At 55.3% G+C, this 15,308-nt stretch carries 12 protein-coding genes; 4 read left to right on the top strand and 8 right to left on the bottom strand.

Going from position 1 to position 15,308, the window contains the following annotated elements; genetic code table 11:
• Positions 1 to 259: 259 nt before the first annotated feature.
• Positions 260 to 1,657, bottom strand: coding sequence for a glutamate decarboxylase (gad, locus tag RBB62_RS19645; RefSeq protein ID WP_309400964.1), 1,398 nt, complete (start codon positions 1,655 to 1,657; stop codon positions 260 to 262).
• A gap of 109 nt (positions 1,658 to 1,766) precedes the next feature.
• On the opposite strand from gad, the gene RBB62_RS19650 reads away from it, so the two are divergent.
• A complete protein-coding gene (locus tag RBB62_RS19650; protein ID WP_309400965.1) occupies positions 1,767 to 3,011 on the top strand; it encodes a carbohydrate porin in 1,245 nt (414 codons plus the stop codon).
• Here RBB62_RS19650 and RBB62_RS19655 read toward each other — a convergent pair.
• From RBB62_RS19655 to RBB62_RS19685, 7 genes are all read right to left on the bottom strand, one after another.
• Positions 3,008 to 4,483, bottom strand: coding sequence for a tetratricopeptide repeat protein (locus RBB62_RS19655; protein WP_309400966.1), 1,476 nt, complete (start codon positions 4,481 to 4,483; stop codon positions 3,008 to 3,010). The genes RBB62_RS19650 and RBB62_RS19655 overlap by 4 nt on opposite strands.
• Positions 4,467 to 5,327: a transglutaminase family protein gene (locus tag RBB62_RS19660; RefSeq protein WP_309400967.1), complete on the bottom strand. Its 861-nt coding sequence runs from the start codon at positions 5,325 to 5,327 to the stop codon at positions 4,467 to 4,469. Before RBB62_RS19660 ends, RBB62_RS19655 begins: the two co-directional genes overlap by 17 nt.
• A gap of 71 nt (positions 5,328 to 5,398) precedes the next feature.
• The gene (locus RBB62_RS19665) at positions 5,399 to 5,752 is read right to left on the bottom strand and encodes a hypothetical protein (RefSeq protein ID WP_309400968.1); all 354 of its coding nucleotides are present in this window, start codon (positions 5,750 to 5,752) and stop codon (positions 5,399 to 5,401) included.
• A 51-nt stretch (positions 5,753 to 5,803) separates the two neighbouring features.
• Positions 5,804 to 6,814, bottom strand: coding sequence for an alpha-E domain-containing protein (locus tag RBB62_RS19670; RefSeq protein ID WP_309400969.1), 1,011 nt, complete (start codon positions 6,812 to 6,814; stop codon positions 5,804 to 5,806).
• Between the two features lie 105 nt (positions 6,815 to 6,919).
• Entirely contained in the window at positions 6,920 to 8,371 is a 1,452-nt protein-coding gene (locus tag RBB62_RS19675) for a circularly permuted type 2 ATP-grasp protein (RefSeq protein ID WP_309400970.1), read from the bottom strand.
• 98 nt (positions 8,372 to 8,469) lie between these two features.
• Positions 8,470 to 9,489 carry a cytochrome d ubiquinol oxidase subunit II gene (gene cydB / locus RBB62_RS19680; RefSeq protein WP_309400971.1) on the bottom strand — a complete coding sequence of 340 codons (1,020 nt, stop codon included), beginning with the start codon at positions 9,487 to 9,489 and terminating at the stop codon, positions 8,470 to 8,472.
• Positions 9,490 to 9,504: 15 nt separating this feature from the next.
• Positions 9,505 to 11,112 carry a cytochrome ubiquinol oxidase subunit I gene (locus tag RBB62_RS19685; RefSeq protein WP_309400972.1) on the bottom strand — a complete coding sequence of 536 codons (1,608 nt, stop codon included), beginning with the start codon at positions 11,110 to 11,112 and terminating at the stop codon, positions 9,505 to 9,507.
• Between the two features lie 366 nt (positions 11,113 to 11,478).
• On the opposite strand from RBB62_RS19685, the gene RBB62_RS19690 reads away from it, so the two are divergent.
• The 3 genes from RBB62_RS19690 to RBB62_RS19700 all read left to right on the top strand — a co-directional run bounded on the left by RBB62_RS19690 (position 11,479) and on the right by RBB62_RS19700 (position 15,110).
• Positions 11,479 to 12,243 carry an inositol monophosphatase family protein gene (locus tag RBB62_RS19690; protein WP_309400973.1) on the top strand — a complete coding sequence of 255 codons (765 nt, stop codon included), beginning with the start codon at positions 11,479 to 11,481 and terminating at the stop codon, positions 12,241 to 12,243.
• 281 nt (positions 12,244 to 12,524) lie between these two features.
• Complete coding sequence (locus RBB62_RS19695) at positions 12,525 to 13,613, top strand: Gfo/Idh/MocA family protein (RefSeq protein ID WP_309400974.1); 1,089 nt, start codon at positions 12,525 to 12,527, stop codon at positions 13,611 to 13,613.
• A 243-nt stretch (positions 13,614 to 13,856) separates the two neighbouring features.
• Positions 13,857 to 15,110 (top strand): tagaturonate epimerase family protein, encoded by a 1,254-nt coding sequence (locus RBB62_RS19700; RefSeq protein WP_309400975.1) that lies wholly within the window; start codon positions 13,857 to 13,859, stop codon positions 15,108 to 15,110.
• Positions 15,111 to 15,308: the final 198 nt, after the last annotated feature.

Genomic DNA, 15,308 nt, shown 5'->3' on the forward strand with positions numbered 1-15,308 from the left:
TAAACTAACCAGTAAGGATTGCTGGGCTTATTTTAAGCATGCAAAGTATCGGACTAATTAAAGTGCAAATGCTCTAAATGTCGTTTCCTCACAAACACACTTAAGCAAATATTGTGCTAAATATCTCAATTTAATCGAGAAAAGGTATTAGTTGAATTTGACCACAGAAAAAGCGCAGGGCTTGTTGCCACTGCGCTTTTGTCATGTTTAATCGAGTATTTACGCACTGCGTAAATTTCTCAATCCAACCGAAGGTTGGCTAGCAGACGCGACCCTTGGCGCGTGCTTCTTGAACCAGCTTCTCGTAATCGAGGGCGTCTTGTTTAAGCTTTGCAATGCAGTGCTTCATGTCTTCGGCGAACTTCTCGGCCATGTCGCGGGAGAAGTTTTCCTTCACCACCATGCGGAGCACGTGCACGCTGTCGGCATCGGCTGGCAGGGAGTAGGCAGGGACAATCCAGCCAAATTGACGAAGCAGGTCGCTGAGGAGGTAAATTATCTTGTTGTCGGCATTGTGATCCTTGAGGCGCACGGTGACGGTCGGCAGATACTTGGACTCATTCAGCAATTCGAAGATTTCCAGCTCTAGAAGCTTTTCTTCGAGGTACTGTGCGTTGTCCATGATGTTCTTCATGATACGGCGGTAGCCATCTTTGCCGAGGCGCAGGAAATTGTAATACTGCAGCAGCACCATGGAAGAAGCGCGGGAGAAGTTCAGGCTGTAGTTTGGCATGTTGCCGCCAAGGTAGGTGATGTTGAACACCAGCTCTTCCGGGAGGTCGCTGCGGTCGCGGAAGACCACCGTACCGATGCCCGGGTAAACCAAGCCAAACTTGTGGTTCGAAATGTTGACCGACTTAACGTGCGCCAGACGGAAATCCCACTCGACTTCAGGGTAAACGAAGGGCGCGACAAAGCCGCCGCTCGCGCCGTCGCAGTGGATCGGAATGTCCCAGCCTTTCTCTTCCTTGATCTTCTTGAGGTAGGCGTTGATGCCGCGCACGTCGTCGAGCTGGCCAGTGAAGGTGGTGCCAATGACACAACCCACGGCGACAGTGTTTTCGTCCACATAGCCGTCGAGCTGATCAGCGGTCATGTAGAATTGGTCCTTTTTGAGCGGCACAACGCGCATTTCGACGTCGAAGTAGAGGGCAAATTTTTCCCAGCAGGTGTGGACGTCGGCGGAGAAAACTACGTTGGGCTTATCGATGGAAAGGCCAGCGGCTTGGCGCTTCTTCTTCCAGGTCCACTTGTGGGCGAGTAGGCCAAGCATGATTGCTTCGGAGGAGCCGACAGTGCAGGTGCCAACGGGATCGCAGTCCTTGGGTGCATTGAGCATGCGGCCCATCATACTGACGACGCGCTGGTGGATCTCTTCGGTTTGCGGATACTCGTCCTGGTCGACGAGGTTCTTATTGGCGGAACACTTGAGTAGCTCGTCAGCTTCGGGCTCCATCCAGGTGGTCACGAAGCTGGCAAGATTCAGCGCGGGGTTACCATCGAGGTTGAGCTCGTCTTTGATTACTTGATACGCAACCCGTGCGTCCATGCCGCCCTCGGGTATTTCGTATTTCGAGACCGTTTCGTCCATGTGGCGGTCGGCGTAAGTAAAGTGTAGAGGTTCATTGTGTGAGTCGAGATGCTTGACCTTTTTCATGATTGTAGTGTAGGGTGTTTACAGGATGTGGAGTCATGGCGGGTTTTACCGTAACCAAAAGATAATCTTTAAATTTCGATCCCTTTGGTGTGTCGCAATGCTGCCTTTGATGGTACTGCTTGCCAACGCTAAAACGGATAAAACTCCGGCGCCGGATGATGGTCCGTCCCAGTTTGATCGCTGGCTTTCCGGGGACTACATGCTCGACTACGATGGTTGGCGCGACGAGTTTGCGAATGAGTCAGGCATCACGTTTGTCGGCAATTATTATGTCGATGTATTGGGCAATCCAGCGGGGGGGCAGGATCAGTCACTACGCTATGCGACACTTGGTTCTTTTGGTGCTTCGATCGATTTGGCCAAGGTGTTGGAGAAGCCGTATCTCAATGGCTGGGGTTTCACGGTGCTGGGTTACAACGCCGAGGGCAAAAACCTGGCCAACGATATTGGCAATGCCGTGCAGCCATCTACTTTGTTCAGCGGGGTTGTTCCGGTTGGCTTGGCGCATCTCTATGTCAGTTATGAGAACGAAGATTTCGTGGCCAAAGTCGGGCGCCTAACGCCGGAGTCGTATTTTGCATCGAGTCCGCTTTGGGATTACTTCGTGAGCTTGGCGTTCAATGACAACCCTTGGAACCTCAGTGCGGTGAACCCCAATTTCTCCGGTTTCCCAGGCGCAGTGTGGATGGGGACGGCGTCTTGGCAGGCGAGTGAAGAAGTGAACCTTTCGTTTGGCTTGGCCAATACCTCAGAGCTTAATATCACAGATTCCAGTCAGCGAGGCGTGAACTTTGACTTCGATCTGGGCAAGGGTGCCATGTTCATGGGCGAGGTGGACTACCAATGGCGCGTAGATTTGCTGCAAAGCGAAGCTTCTCCGGGACATGTGAAGGTTGGCGGCTATTACGATACAGCAGAGGTTCCGCGAGTGACCGTTCCACCAGGCGTTTCCCCGCTAAAGGATGGTATTGGCGCGGCTTGGATTATTCTGGAGCAACAACTCGTGCCCGGCGATGATCCGGATGATGTTGGCTTGACCGCATGGGCGCTTGGTAGCTGGACAGGGCCGAGTAGTGTGTCGGTCTCACCCTGGTTTTATTCATTTGGTTTTGTTTATGAGGGCGTCTTGCCGAGTCGTCCCGATGACGCGCTAGCTGTTGGCTACGGCGTGACGTATTTCAATGATCAACTCCTGGGGCAGAATCACGAAACGAACATTGAAATGACGTATCTTATCCAGGTGACTGAGTGGTTTAGTGTGCAGCCGGATCTGCAAATCATTCTTGATCCGATGGGCTTTGGTTCGATCGACAACGCCCTCGTGCTTGGATTCCAGTGTGGCGTAATTTTTTAACGCTGCGTCAAAGCGCTTCGTCGTAGTTCGGCAAGCTTTTCATCATGGGGATAGAACTTCAGGCCGTTCTCGGCTATGCGCTCGGCGGTTTCGAAATCTTCGGATTCGATCAGGGCGTTGACGGTCAGCTTATAGGCCTCATTGGGAAGGCGCTTGGCATGCATCATTTCCCATAGATCCACTCGGTCATCTTGACGTTTCTCGACTAGAGTCATGAGAAGTTGCTCAAGCCAGAGGTATTGCTCTGGTGTTTCGCCACTGTTGTCGGTGACCCAACGTTTGAAACGCTTTTGGGCCTCTGTGTATTGTTTTTCCAGCAAAAGGGATTGGATGGAAAGCAACTCCAGATCTTTAGGTGCATTATCGGGATCAAGCTCAGTTATTTGCTCGATGAGCGTGTCGTTTTGCTCCGTGGTCTGGTATTTATAGAACAGTCGAAGCGCCATGATCAGCGCAGTTGGTTTACCCTGATGACGCGCAACGTATTCTGCTATGCGTTGATCTCGACGCTTGTTTAGCCCGGCGTAATTCAGCTCGATAATCATCTGACTTTGAAGGGGGTAGGGCTTCGTCGGCCAACGCATGATGGTGTCGTAAAGTTTGTCCAGCTCCTCAAGTTCGTTATTTTGGAGCGCGATCATGGCTTGTAGGTAGCGACATTGAGGCGAGTGTTTTCTCGCCAGAGAAAACGTGTTGAGTTGAGCTTCCACTTGATCGATGAAGCCCAGCTTGATCATGGATAGTAGCTGTAGGTCTTCGTAGCGTGCTGAGTTCGGCTCAATGGCGCGCATCTCCTGCGCATACTTGAGCAACTGCTCAAAATTACGGTTCTTCTTTAATGCGCTGAGTTCGATTTCGGCCAGCTTTTGCCAGAGTTCCTGGTCTTCCTTCACCTCAGGAAATTGGCGCAGCTTGTGGGAAACCGAACTAATGGCATCGAAATCCTCGCGCATGGTCAGCAAAATGAGCAAGAGCTGGATGTAATTTTCGTCCGCAGGGTAGCCGTAGGTCAGGCCGATATCGAGGATGTTGGTGGCGTCTTCGGACGCGCCGACTGCATAGTTGAGTTGGGCAAGCTTGAGACGGGCCTCGTGGTCATCGGGCTTGCGCTTGAGACCCGAGCGCAGCATGTGAAACGCGCCTCGCAGGTCGCCATCTTCAAAGAGTGCTTTGCCATGGGCGAGGTTGGTGGCGCCGGCTTTTTCGTCGAGGCCGGGCCAGTTCCAGGGAAAGGCAATGTCGCTCAGTGTGATTTGATTATACGGGCGCTTGCTGCGAATCGTGTAGGCGCCAATGACGGCCGCGACGTATGCGAGGCAAAACAAAATCCCGAACAAAACCGACAAACGCACTGGGTCGAGCTGCAGGGTCCACTGATGCTTTCGCTTGCCCTTTTTTTTGCTGAGCCGATAAAGGCCCAGTGGGCCAGCGGCGCCTGCCTTTTTGAGGTTTCGTTTAAATCGCAGTTTCATTGGTCGTAGTCTGAGTGATGCGGACGTAAACGTCCATTTCGCGTTCGCGCACGCCACGGTAGGCGCCCGAAACCGGAGGTATATCAGAGTAGTCGCGGCCGACGGCCACACTCACGTAGCGTTCGTCGGCGGGGCGACGATGGGTTGGGTCGATGCCGCACCAACCTTGCCCGGGCAGGTAAACTTCCACCCAGGCGTGGGATGCTTCGCTGCTGCCTTCGGTCTCCTCGTATTGATCGTTGAAAAAGTAACCACTCACATAGCGGGCGGGCAGCTTCATGCTGCGGCAAAGACCGAGCAGCACGTGGGCGAAATCCTGGCATACGCCGCGCCGGTCATGTAGCGTTTCGTTGACGGTGGTGTGCGCGGTGGTGGCGCCGGGGACGTATTGGAACGAATCGTACACCCAGTTGCTCAGCGTGGTGGCGTCGGTCCAGATGTCCGTCAAACCATTGGGCAGGCAATCCACCGCGCAGCGCCAGAGCTCGGGCGATAGTTGGACGTATTGTGTGTCCATCAGGAAATCATGCAGCTCGAATGCGAGCATCGGGTCTTGCAGCAAGGCGGGGTCACAGGGACCGGGCAAGGGCAATGGGCTGGTTTCCACTTGCGATTGCGCTTCAATGCACAGCCGTTGGTGAGTTGAGCCGAGCTGAACCACGTGCACGCAGTTCTTATAAAGATCGTAGTAGCTATGCTGCTGTGCAATAGGATTGCTGGTCAGCGAAAATGACAGCCGTTGCTGCCCGGTTTGATTGATAGGCTGCAGCCGCACTTCGTTAAAGCTATCGCTCGCGGTCTGAGCGTAGCGATACGTGGTGCGATGGAGAATATTCAACAGCATGGCTTGTTCTTAAGCCTGCTAAAGGATAAGCTCCAGTTCGCAATGGCAAGCTAAAGCTTGGCCACCCCGCTTTATGCAGAGCGTTCCATTCGCGAAATCGTGCGCTGGATGTGTTGCAGATAAAGTTCGCTGACGCCGATGGCTACACGGTCGAGCTCATCGGACTTTTGCAGGCGGCTCAAGTAGGCGGCCTCTTGCTCGGCGCGGATTTTTAAAACGTCCAGCACGACGCGGTTCACCGCTGATTCTTCGTTGGCTGGCGGCTCATACTTCTGCATCAGCGCGGCTGCCTTGCTGCGGTAGTAGTCCGCCTCAATCTGGAATTGGCTGACGACTTCGTCGTTGGCCTTGCCGGACAGAACCAGATCCTCTGCCGAAGCCGAGGATAGTGAAAGCATGATGGACAGCGCAGTGGAACTGATCATGCATCCTTAAGACCGCCGATGCGCAGATAGGTTCCGCGCAGGTAGCGGTGATTACTGCTGTTGCTGCTGCTGTTGCTGGATTTCCTCGGCCAAGTCGATTGGTTTTTGGAACATGTAGGTCTGGTAGGTCGCCTGGCTGATTTCGTTGAGGCGCTCCTGGCATTGGTCGAGCCATTCGTGCATGCCAAAACCAATGACGTCCTGCACATTGGAGTAAATCAGGTCGCTCATCAGCTTGCCGCAAAGCTTCTCCGGCTCGTTCGAATAGCTGCCCCAGGGACATCCGGATATGTTGTGCAGCCGGGCGTTGATCTGGGTAACACAGTAGCGGATCGAGCGCGGGAAGGTGTCTGAGAAAATGAGGAATTCCGCGACATTGGCCGGATCGATATTGGCCAGGTATTGGGCGTGGTAGGCATCGTAGGCGGAGGCAGCGCGGAGTAGGGCGACCCACTGGGCGGTGTCCACGGCGCCGCCAACGTCGCTTGGGCTCGGCAGCAGAATGTGGTATTTGATGTCTAGCATACGGGTGGTCTTATCCGCGCGCTCAATGAAGCGGCCGAACTGCATGAAATCATAGCATTCGTCGCGTGGTAGTGTGGCGGCGACGAGTCCTTGGAAGCGCAGGGAGTGGTCCTTGATGTGGTCGTAAAACTCGTAGGCACCGGAGTGCTCCCAAATGTGCTTGGCGTCGTTGGATTTCAGGAACAGGTAGAGGTTGTTCAGCGTTTCCCAGAGTTCACTGGAGATCTGGTCGCGAATCATGCGGGCATTCTCGCGGGCGGCGGAGATGCAGCCGATGACCGAGTTTGGATTTTCGCGGTTGAACGTCAGGAAGTCGGTGACGGTTTGGCTGTTGGCCTCGTCGTAAAGTTCATAGAAACGTTCTTCGTCACCGGTGGACCGGATGACCGGGTCCCAGTGCTCCTTGAGCTTGTCATTGTCGAGGTCTTTGAAGTCGAGCAGGAGCTGGAGGTTGACTTCGACGAGGCGTGCAAGGTTGTCGGCGCGCTCGGTGTAACGGGCAAGCCAGTAAAGTGAATCTGCTACGCGGGAAAGCATATTTCTAAAGAGTTCGTAGGTGTGTGTAGGTGGGGAGGTGTGTGGGTGTGGTGAATCGGTTGCAACTTGGGCACTTATGACCCCACACACGTATGCACTTTCAAATCATTCATTGCCATAAAGGACCCAGGTGTCTTTGGAGCCGCCGCCTTGGGAGGAGTTCACCACCAATGAGCCGCGCTTGAGTGCGACGCGGGTCAGGCCGCCGGGGATGATCGAAATGTCGTCCGGGCCACTGTAGAGAATGTATGGGCGGAAGTCGATGTGGCGGCCTTCGAATTGCTCGGTCTCGGGCGTCCAGGTGGGGTGGCGCGAGAGCGAGATCGGCGATTGGGCAATGAAGTTGCGCGGGTTGCGCTCGATCTCCACGCGGAAGCGTTCGATCTCTTCCTTCTCTGCCCAGGGGCCCATCAGCATGCCGTAGCCGCCGGCTTCGTTGGCAGACTTGACGACGAGCTTGTCGAGGTTGGCCAGAATGTGCTGCCTGTCCTTGTCTTCGGAGGCCAAATACGTCTCCACCTGATCGAGGATCGGGTCTTCGCCGAGGTAATACTTGATCATCTTCGGCACGAAGTAATACATGACCTTGTCGTCGGCGACGCCAGTGCCAATCGAGTTGGCCAGCGCGACGTTGCCTGCGCGGACGGCGTTGACGAGGCCAGGGACGCCGAGCATCGAGTCCGGGCGGAAGACGCTCGGGTCGATGAAGTCGTCGTCGATGCGGCGGTAAAGCACGTCGACTTGCTGGAGGCCCTTGGTCGTGCGCATGTAGACCTTGAAGTCGCGGACGAGTAAGTCGCGGCCTTCAACAATCTCCACGCCCATCTGGCGGGCCAGGAAGCAGTGCTCGAAATAGGCGCTGTTGTAAACCCCGGGCGTCAGGACGCAGACTGTGGGATTATCCTGCCCGCGCGGCGCGATGTTGCGCAGCATCTTGAGCAGTTTTTCAGCGTAATTCTCCACGGGGCGGACGCCCGCCGTCGGGAACAAATTCGGGAACGCGCGGCGCATGGCCTGGCGGTTTTCCAACACATAGGAAACGCCGGACGGGCAGCGGCCATTGTCTTCGAGGACGAGGTAGCGGCCGTCCTTATCGCGGATCAAGTCGGAGCCGCAGATGTGGATGTAAATATCCTTCGGGACGTCTGAGCCGACAAATTCGCGGCGGAAATGCTTGGCCGACAAGACGTAGGAGGGCGGGATGACGCCGTCCTTCAGAATCTTCTGATCGTGATAAATATCGTGCAGGAACATGTTCAGCGCGATGATGCGCTGCTTGAGCCCGCGTTCGAGGAACTCCCACTCGCCTTGCGGAATGATGCGCGGCATCAGGTCGAACGGGAATATGCGCTCGGTTCCTTGGTTATCCGAGTAAACGGTAAACGTCACACCGGCGCGCAGAAAGAGCAGATCGACTGCTTGTTGCTTCTGTTCAAAGTCTTGCAGGTTGAGCGACTGGAGCCGCTCCATGACTTTCTGGTAGTGGGGCCGGACGACGCCAGGGGCGCTGAACATTTCGTCAAAGAAGCCGTCGGTTTGGTAGGCGCTTAAATCCATATAGTGAGGTTTTTAACGTAGCAGGTTATCGCGTCTCTGTAAACGGATTGTGGGGATTTGATTGGGTCATGGCGAGCCTTAAGCTAGCTTCATGCCAGCTAGTAGCTTTCTTCGGTCAACTTCACTTTACCACGGAAAATGTAATATACGCAGGCCGTGTAGGTCAGCACAATGGGCACGCCGATCATGGCCACGACGAACATGAATTGCAGCGTGTTTTGCGGTGATGCGCCATTGTAGATCGTCAGGCTGTTTTCGACATTGGGCGTGGAGAAGATCATGTTCGGGAACACACTCAAGCCGAACAAAGCCATGAGGAAGGCCATTTGCAGACAAGAAAAGAGGAAGGCCCGGAATTCCCGCCCTTTGTGCACTTCGCGGGGAATTGCCCCGACGGCCATCACTGTGAGCAGGAAGAGGATGCTCAGCTCGACCATATGATCCCGCAGTGAGTCCTCGATGTGAGTGCACTTATACATCGTCCAGAAGTTAAAGATCAGGAAGCACACCACGTAGATCGGAATGGTGACTTTGATCCAGCGGCGCAGCTTGGCCTGCAGCTCACCCTCGGTTTTGAGGATCAGGTAGATGTTGCCGTGCATGGCGAACAGCGCGACGGTCGTGATGCCGAGGAAGAGCGAGTAGGGGTGGATCAACGTGAGGAAATTGCCCGTGAATTCGTGGTGCTCATTCAGCGGAATGCCCCAAGTAATGTTGCCCATGGCCACGCCAATCAGGAAGGCTGAGAGGAAACTGCCGAAGGCGAATGCGATGTCCCAACTTTTGCGCCAAAGCGGCCACTTTTCCTTACTGCGGAATTCGATGGCGACTGCGCGGAAAATCAAGGCGCAGAGCAGCAGCATGAAGGCGTCGTAAAAACCGGAAAACGCGGTGGCGTAAACTTCCGGAAATGCGGCGAACAACGCGCCCCCGCCGGTGACCAGCCAGACTTCGTTACCGTCCCACACCGGGCCGATGGCGTTCAGGTGGATGCGGCGGTTGGTGTCGTCTTTCTCAAAAAGATGTAGAATGCCGACGCCTAAATCGAAGCCGTCAAGCATGACGTAGCCGGTGAAAAGCACGCCGACGAGGATGAACCAGATGGTGTTGTAATCCATAGCAGCAGTTTCGGTTTAGTCGTTAGGCTGGTCGTTGGTGGTCGGCGCCGTTTGGCGTCCGCCCTTGAGGGCCATCGGGCGCCATTTCTCAGGCAGGATGTTGATCGACTCGTCGTCCTTCGGGCCATGCTGGATTTTCTTGGTCAGGGTGTAGATAAACACCATGAACAGCAGCACATAAATGAAGGCGAACATGATCAGCGAACTGAGCACCTGGCCGGCTATCACCGCCTTGGAGAGACCCTCGCTGGTTTTCAGAATTTCGTAAACGATCCAGGGCTGGCGGCCCATTTCTGCGGTAAACCAGCCGGCCTGGTTGGCGATTTGCGGCATGAGAACCGATAGCACCAGCACGATGAGGAACCAGCGCACCCACTTGATATCCGTCCGCCAGAGGTGACCAGTTTTCCACAGGATGCAGCCTAGCACGGAAATGCCGATCAGCCCCATGCCCAGCGCAATCATCAGGTGGTAGGTTTGGAATACCACGGGCACATTGGGCCAGTATTCCGGACGGATGAGCTTAATTTCTTCAGGGGTGGCGCCGGGGTGGCGCGCGAGGATGAATTCATCGCTCGGCAAATCATTCAGGCCCTGGACCACTGTTTTGCTGGCCTCAACCGGGTGAAGGAAGTCGCCGTCCATCAGGATGCTGAGCAGACCCTTGATCTTGAACGAATTTTCTTTGATGCCGATGATGTTGCCATCGGCATCCTTGTCCCAACTCACCCAGCCAACGATGCCTAGCGGTGCTTCGGTGGTCGTATCGGCCAAGCCTTCGATTGCGGCGAGCTTGATGGGCTGGTTGTCACCCACGCCGCGTGCGGTGGAGTCCGCGCTGACCAACTGGAGCAGCGAGGCAAAGCAGCCGACGGCCAAACCAAACTTGAGCGAAGTCTTGGCAAATTGAAGGTGGCGCTGCTTGAGCAGATAGAACGCGCTGATGCTGACCACCAGAAACGCGCCGGCTAGCCAGCAACCGATGACGGTGTGCGTAATGCGGTCCAGAGTCGACGGGTTTAATACCATCTCCCAGAAGCTGTCCACCACTGCGCGGACGTGGTCCAGGTCTTCTTGTTTTAAAATGTAGCCCGGATCCAGCGGCACCTCGATGGGGCTGCCGTCCGGGTTTTTACCAACCTCACGGACCAGGTGGAAGCCGGCCGGAGTCTGCATCCAGGAGTTGGCGACAATGATCCAGATCGCCGAGAAGTGGGCACCCAGGGCGACCATACATGTGGCGAAAAAGTGTGTTTTCGGCCCGACCTTGTCCCAGCCGAACAGCAGGATCGCCAGGAAGCCGGACTCCAGGAAGAACGCGTAGATGCCCTCAATGGCGAGCGGCCCGCCAAACACACTGCCGACAAAGCGCGAGTAGGTGGCCCAGTTCGTGCCGAACTCGAACTCCATGACGATCCCGGTGGCCACGCCGATGGCGAAGGTCAATCCGAAGACACGCGTCCAGTAGCGCGCCATATTATGATACAGCGGGTTGCGCGTTTTAAGCCAGAAGGCCTGCATTAATACTAGCATCACCCCAAGGCCGATGCTCAGCGGCGGGTAAATGTAGTGGAAGGCAATCGTGAAGGCGAATTGGATTCGCGAAAGTATTTCGACATCCATGCTGGTCCGAAACTAAAGCCAAGCGCGCGCCAATGACACGCATAATCGGCATTTTTTTTCATTACAATGCGGTGACGCGTCGCTAGTCGCGACCCTTATGGGCGCCATAAGGCTAGCGGACTATACGCTCTCAAGTCGGCGTATTTTAACCGCAGAGAACGCGGAGGACGCCGAGATCGCTGAGTTCACATTAACTCAAAAGCCTTCCTCCAAACTCATTCGCACATTAAACCTTGTTTCAGACTCACTCCCCGTTCTCCGCGTCCTCTGCGCTCTCTGCGGTTAAAATACCAACTGCCTCTCCGCACCTTACCCAACGTCAATATTACGTTGCCCGCCGCAGTCCATTCGCCAAACTGCCTCCCCATGCCAGACCAGCCCGATTACCTCAAGATCGCCACTGAAGCCGCCCGCGCCGCGGGAGCCGTCCTCGCCGAAGGCACCGATTTGCGCACTGTCAATTTTCAGGACGCCAAAGACGTCAAGCTCAAGGCCGACGTCGAGTCCGAGAAGCTCATCCGCAAGCTGCTCTCCGACGCCACCGGGCTGCCGATCATCGGGGAAGAGCAGGGCGGCGACGAAACCTTGCCCACGCGCGACGAACTTTACTGGGTGGTCGATCCCCTGGATGGCACGTATAATTACCTGCGCGGTCTGCCGGCCTGCTGCGTGAGCATCGGCCTGATGCGCGGCTTGGAGCCCGTCGTGGGCGTCGTGTATGATTTCAATGCGGACGAACTCTTTGCCGGCGCCGCCGGTTGGGGCCTCACTTGCAATGGCCAACCGCTCACACCGTGGTGGCCCGAGGAAAAGCAACACGCCGTGCTCTGCACCGGCTTCCCCCACGGACGCGACTACGGCGACACCGCCTTGCGCGGCTTCATTAAAGACGTCCAAAGCTTCGCCAAAATTCGCATGATTGGCAGCGCCGCCCTCGCGTTGACCTATGTCGCGATTGGCCGCATGGACGTTTACACCGAGGACACCATCCGCCTCTGGGACATCGCCGGCGGCCTCGCCCTGGCCGCCGCCAGCGGCGCCACGGTCTCCGTCGTCCCGTCCAAGAACAATAAGCCCTTCGCCTACAACGTGTGGGTCGGCGGCCGCAAAGAGTGGTTGCCCGGCGGGTAGGCATACATGCAGCCCCCCGCGGATTGGATACGCCATTGAGTCATAAAACCTGAAGATTAGATTACGGTTCCTCGCTATTAAGTGTGGAACTCTGGCCTCAGTTTTGTCGAGTTTAGCGGCGTTAAAGTATAGCATGCTGGTGAGGTTCTTGGTTGTTCTGAGGCCTCTGGCTCTTCTTTTCTTTAACTGGTCTGCGCAGCGAGCTTATATGGACCGGTAGAGCACGTTCGCGCTTTATTTCTAGTTGATTTCTATTTGGGCGACTAAATAGGTTAGTCGGAATGTCCCACTCGATTTCAGATTCCCCCATACGCTTTGCGCTGATTGGTTGTGGCTCCATCGCGAAAACACAAATTAAGGCGCTGCTCGCGATACCCTCAGAGGTAAAGCTGGTCTGCCTCTGCGATACCCAAGAGGAACGGGCGCAGGCGTTAGCTGAAGAATTCGGTCTTGAGGTCGCCAGTTTTGAATCAATCTGTGCAGATTCTAGCATCGAGGCAGTGACTTTTTGCACGCCCACTGGAGTGCATGCTAGTTTGGCCATACGTGCGCTGGAAGCCGGTAAGCATGTCATCGTAGAAAAGCCAATGGATGTTTCTTTGGAGGCTTGTCAGCGCTTAATGGAGGCAGTGGACGAGTCGGGGAAATTATGTTCGGTGATTTCGCAACACCGCTTTGACCCAGCCTCTGGCATTGTTCGGGAAGCTTTGGACGCCGGGAAACTAGGCCAGCTCTTATACACGGAAGTGCGTATTCCCTGGTATCGCACACAAGAATACTATGACTCCGAGGACTGGCGTGGCACCTGGGCAATTGACGGCGGCGGCGCCCTGACCAATCAGGGAATTCATACCGTCGATTTGATGCTTTGGTTTGTGGGACCAGTTAAGCGGGTCTATGCGCGCATGGCAACGGTGGCGCATGAGCGGATTGAAGTAGAAGACTTGATTACGGTCCAGGTCGAGTTTGAGTCTGGCGCGATGGGCTCACTGCTGGCGTCGACGGCGATGTATCCCGGCTATCCGGTTTCGCTGGGGCTCTATGGTTCCGCAGGTTCGGCGTTGATCGAAGGCGATGAGCTAAAGACGCTGGCGATTCAGGGAAGTGATACGGTGGGTGGCGCTGGGGCCAATGCACATGCCCTGCAAGTGGCCACCGGAGGTACGCGCTCCGCTTCGGCCGAGGCCGATAAGCCGAGTGACGACAAGTGGCAATGGGGCGATGCACACCGTGAGCAATTCCGTGACTTCGTCTCGTGTATTCGATCCGGCAACGCGCCAGTCGTTACGGCTCAAGACGGCCTGAGCGCAGTTTCCTTCATCAAGGCCTGTTATCAGTCGGCCCAAACTGACGCCTGGGTGTCGCTTTAATCCTCGGGTCAGTCAGAGTAATCCTCCAGTCAGTCAGGTGCTTGGTTTGTTTGCACTCAAGTTTTGAGCGAAAATGTCAAGTGCATGAGCTCGCTTGCTATGGACTGTTGCTGAGGGAAAAATTATAATGCTTCGGTAACAGTATGGTCTGACGGTGTTGCGGCACCCATGCCGCTTGGCTGGCCTATGGGCTCCAAGCTGTCAGAACCGAACCTAGAACAACCCCTCGATATTGACGCACTGATGACTAAAGTGATTGATGCATTTACCTTTGGCATGGGTGACCGTTTCGGCCACCAGGGCAACGCCCAGCTACAAGCGATTTTAAACGCCCGCAAAGCGGGGATTGACGTCTATCCGACGTGGAATAAGTCCTACCGCGAGCACAGCATCGTCGGCACGGAGCCGCAAAGCCTGCGCGTGGAAGCTGATGCTGCGGTGAAAGACTTGGGCTGGGATAAAAATTTCTACGTCGACGCTGATCACATCAAGATGGATACGGTTGCGGACTTTATTCCCGGTAGTAATTTCTTCACCCTGGACGTTGCTGACTATGTCGGTGAAACGCCGGACGCCGTGGCGATGGAAGCCTGGATCGCTGGCATCGAGCGCTATTTTGGCGAGCTGACAATCGAGGGGCTGGAGTCTCCGCTTCAGCTTTCACGGGCAGCTGCTGTAGCCGCTGGCCAGCAGTTCTTTGCCGCCATTCAAAAGGCTGGCGAGCTGTATCGACTCATTGAGTCGGCCAAGGGCACGGATGCTTTTGTCACCGAGGTCTCTATTGACGAGACAGATACGCCGCAAGGACCAGCCGAACTGTTTTACATCTTGTCCATGATGGCGTCGGAATCAATCCCCGCGCAAACCGTGGCGCCAAAGTTCACGGGCCGCTTCAACAAGGGCGTCGATTACGTGGGCGATCTGGCCCAGTTTGAGCAGGAGTTTCATGCCGATCTCTGTGTAATCCGCTTTGCGGTTCAGACCTTCGGCCTCCCGGAAACACTCAAAATCAGCGTGCACTCCGGCAGCGACAAGTTTTCGCTCTATCCGATTATCAAAAAGCTGATTACTGAGCATGGCGTCGGCCTCCACGTGAAGACCGCTGGCACGACCTGGTTGGAAGAGGTTATAGGACTCGCGCGTTCAGGAGGCGAAGGCCTGGAGATCGCCAAGGAAATCTATGTGGGCAGCATCGAGCATTTTGATGCGTTAACCGCTCCCTACAGCACGGTGATCGATATCGATCGGTCTAAGCTGCCATCGGTTGAAGAAGTTAACGCATGGACTTCCGAACAATTTGTTGCCGCGCTTGAGCATGACCAGTCGAACCCAGACTACAACCTGCATTTGCGTCAGCTCATTCACGTAGGTTTCAAAATCGCCGCCAAGATGGGCGCCCGCTACACTGGTGCGCTCAAGGCCAATGCGCAGGTAATTGGCGAGGGCGTTACCAGGAATCTCTACGAGCGTCACATGCTGCCGATCCTTGGCAAGTAGCCTTGCCTGCTTAAAAAAAACTATGCGGAGCGCGCGTTTTCTCCGTCTGAGCGCGTCTAGAGGTAACATTTCTTCACCTCGACGCTTTGAGTGACTACGAGTGAATATTAGCCAATGGCTCTCACTAATAGTGAGTGGCTTTCAGTGGCGCCGGAAATTCGACATAATGCAAAAAAAGTGGCCCACTGAGCCAACTGA

It is taken from the genome of Cerasicoccus maritimus, assembly GCA_031296935.1.
Lineage (GTDB): Bacteria > Verrucomicrobiota > Verrucomicrobiia > Opitutales > Cerasicoccaceae > Cerasicoccus > Cerasicoccus maritimus.

Coding starts and splice junctions, on each gene's coding strand:
- gad (WP_309400964.1), bottom strand. CDS start 1,657: ATGAAAAAGGTCAAGCATCTCGACTCACACAATGAACCTCTACACTTT.
- RBB62_RS19650 (WP_309400965.1), top strand. CDS start 1,767: ATGGTACTGCTTGCCAACGCTAAAACGGATAAAACTCCGGCGCCGGAT.
- RBB62_RS19655 (WP_309400966.1), bottom strand. CDS start 4,483: ATGAAACTGCGATTTAAACGAAACCTCAAAAAGGCAGGCGCCGCTGGC.
- RBB62_RS19660 (WP_309400967.1), bottom strand. CDS start 5,327: ATGCTGTTGAATATTCTCCATCGCACCACGTATCGCTACGCTCAGACC.
- RBB62_RS19665 (WP_309400968.1), bottom strand. CDS start 5,752: ATGATCAGTTCCACTGCGCTGTCCATCATGCTTTCACTATCCTCGGCT.
- RBB62_RS19670 (WP_309400969.1), bottom strand. CDS start 6,814: ATGCTTTCCCGCGTAGCAGATTCACTTTACTGGCTTGCCCGTTACACC.
- RBB62_RS19675 (WP_309400970.1), bottom strand. CDS start 8,371: ATGGATTTAAGCGCCTACCAAACCGACGGCTTCTTTGACGAAATGTTC.
- cydB (WP_309400971.1), bottom strand. CDS start 9,489: ATGGATTACAACACCATCTGGTTCATCCTCGTCGGCGTGCTTTTCACC.
- RBB62_RS19685 (WP_309400972.1), bottom strand. CDS start 11,112: ATGGATGTCGAAATACTTTCGCGAATCCAATTCGCCTTCACGATTGCC.
- RBB62_RS19690 (WP_309400973.1), top strand. CDS start 11,479: ATGCCAGACCAGCCCGATTACCTCAAGATCGCCACTGAAGCCGCCCGC.
- RBB62_RS19695 (WP_309400974.1), top strand. CDS start 12,525: ATGTCCCACTCGATTTCAGATTCCCCCATACGCTTTGCGCTGATTGGT.
- RBB62_RS19700 (WP_309400975.1), top strand. CDS start 13,857: ATGACTAAAGTGATTGATGCATTTACCTTTGGCATGGGTGACCGTTTC.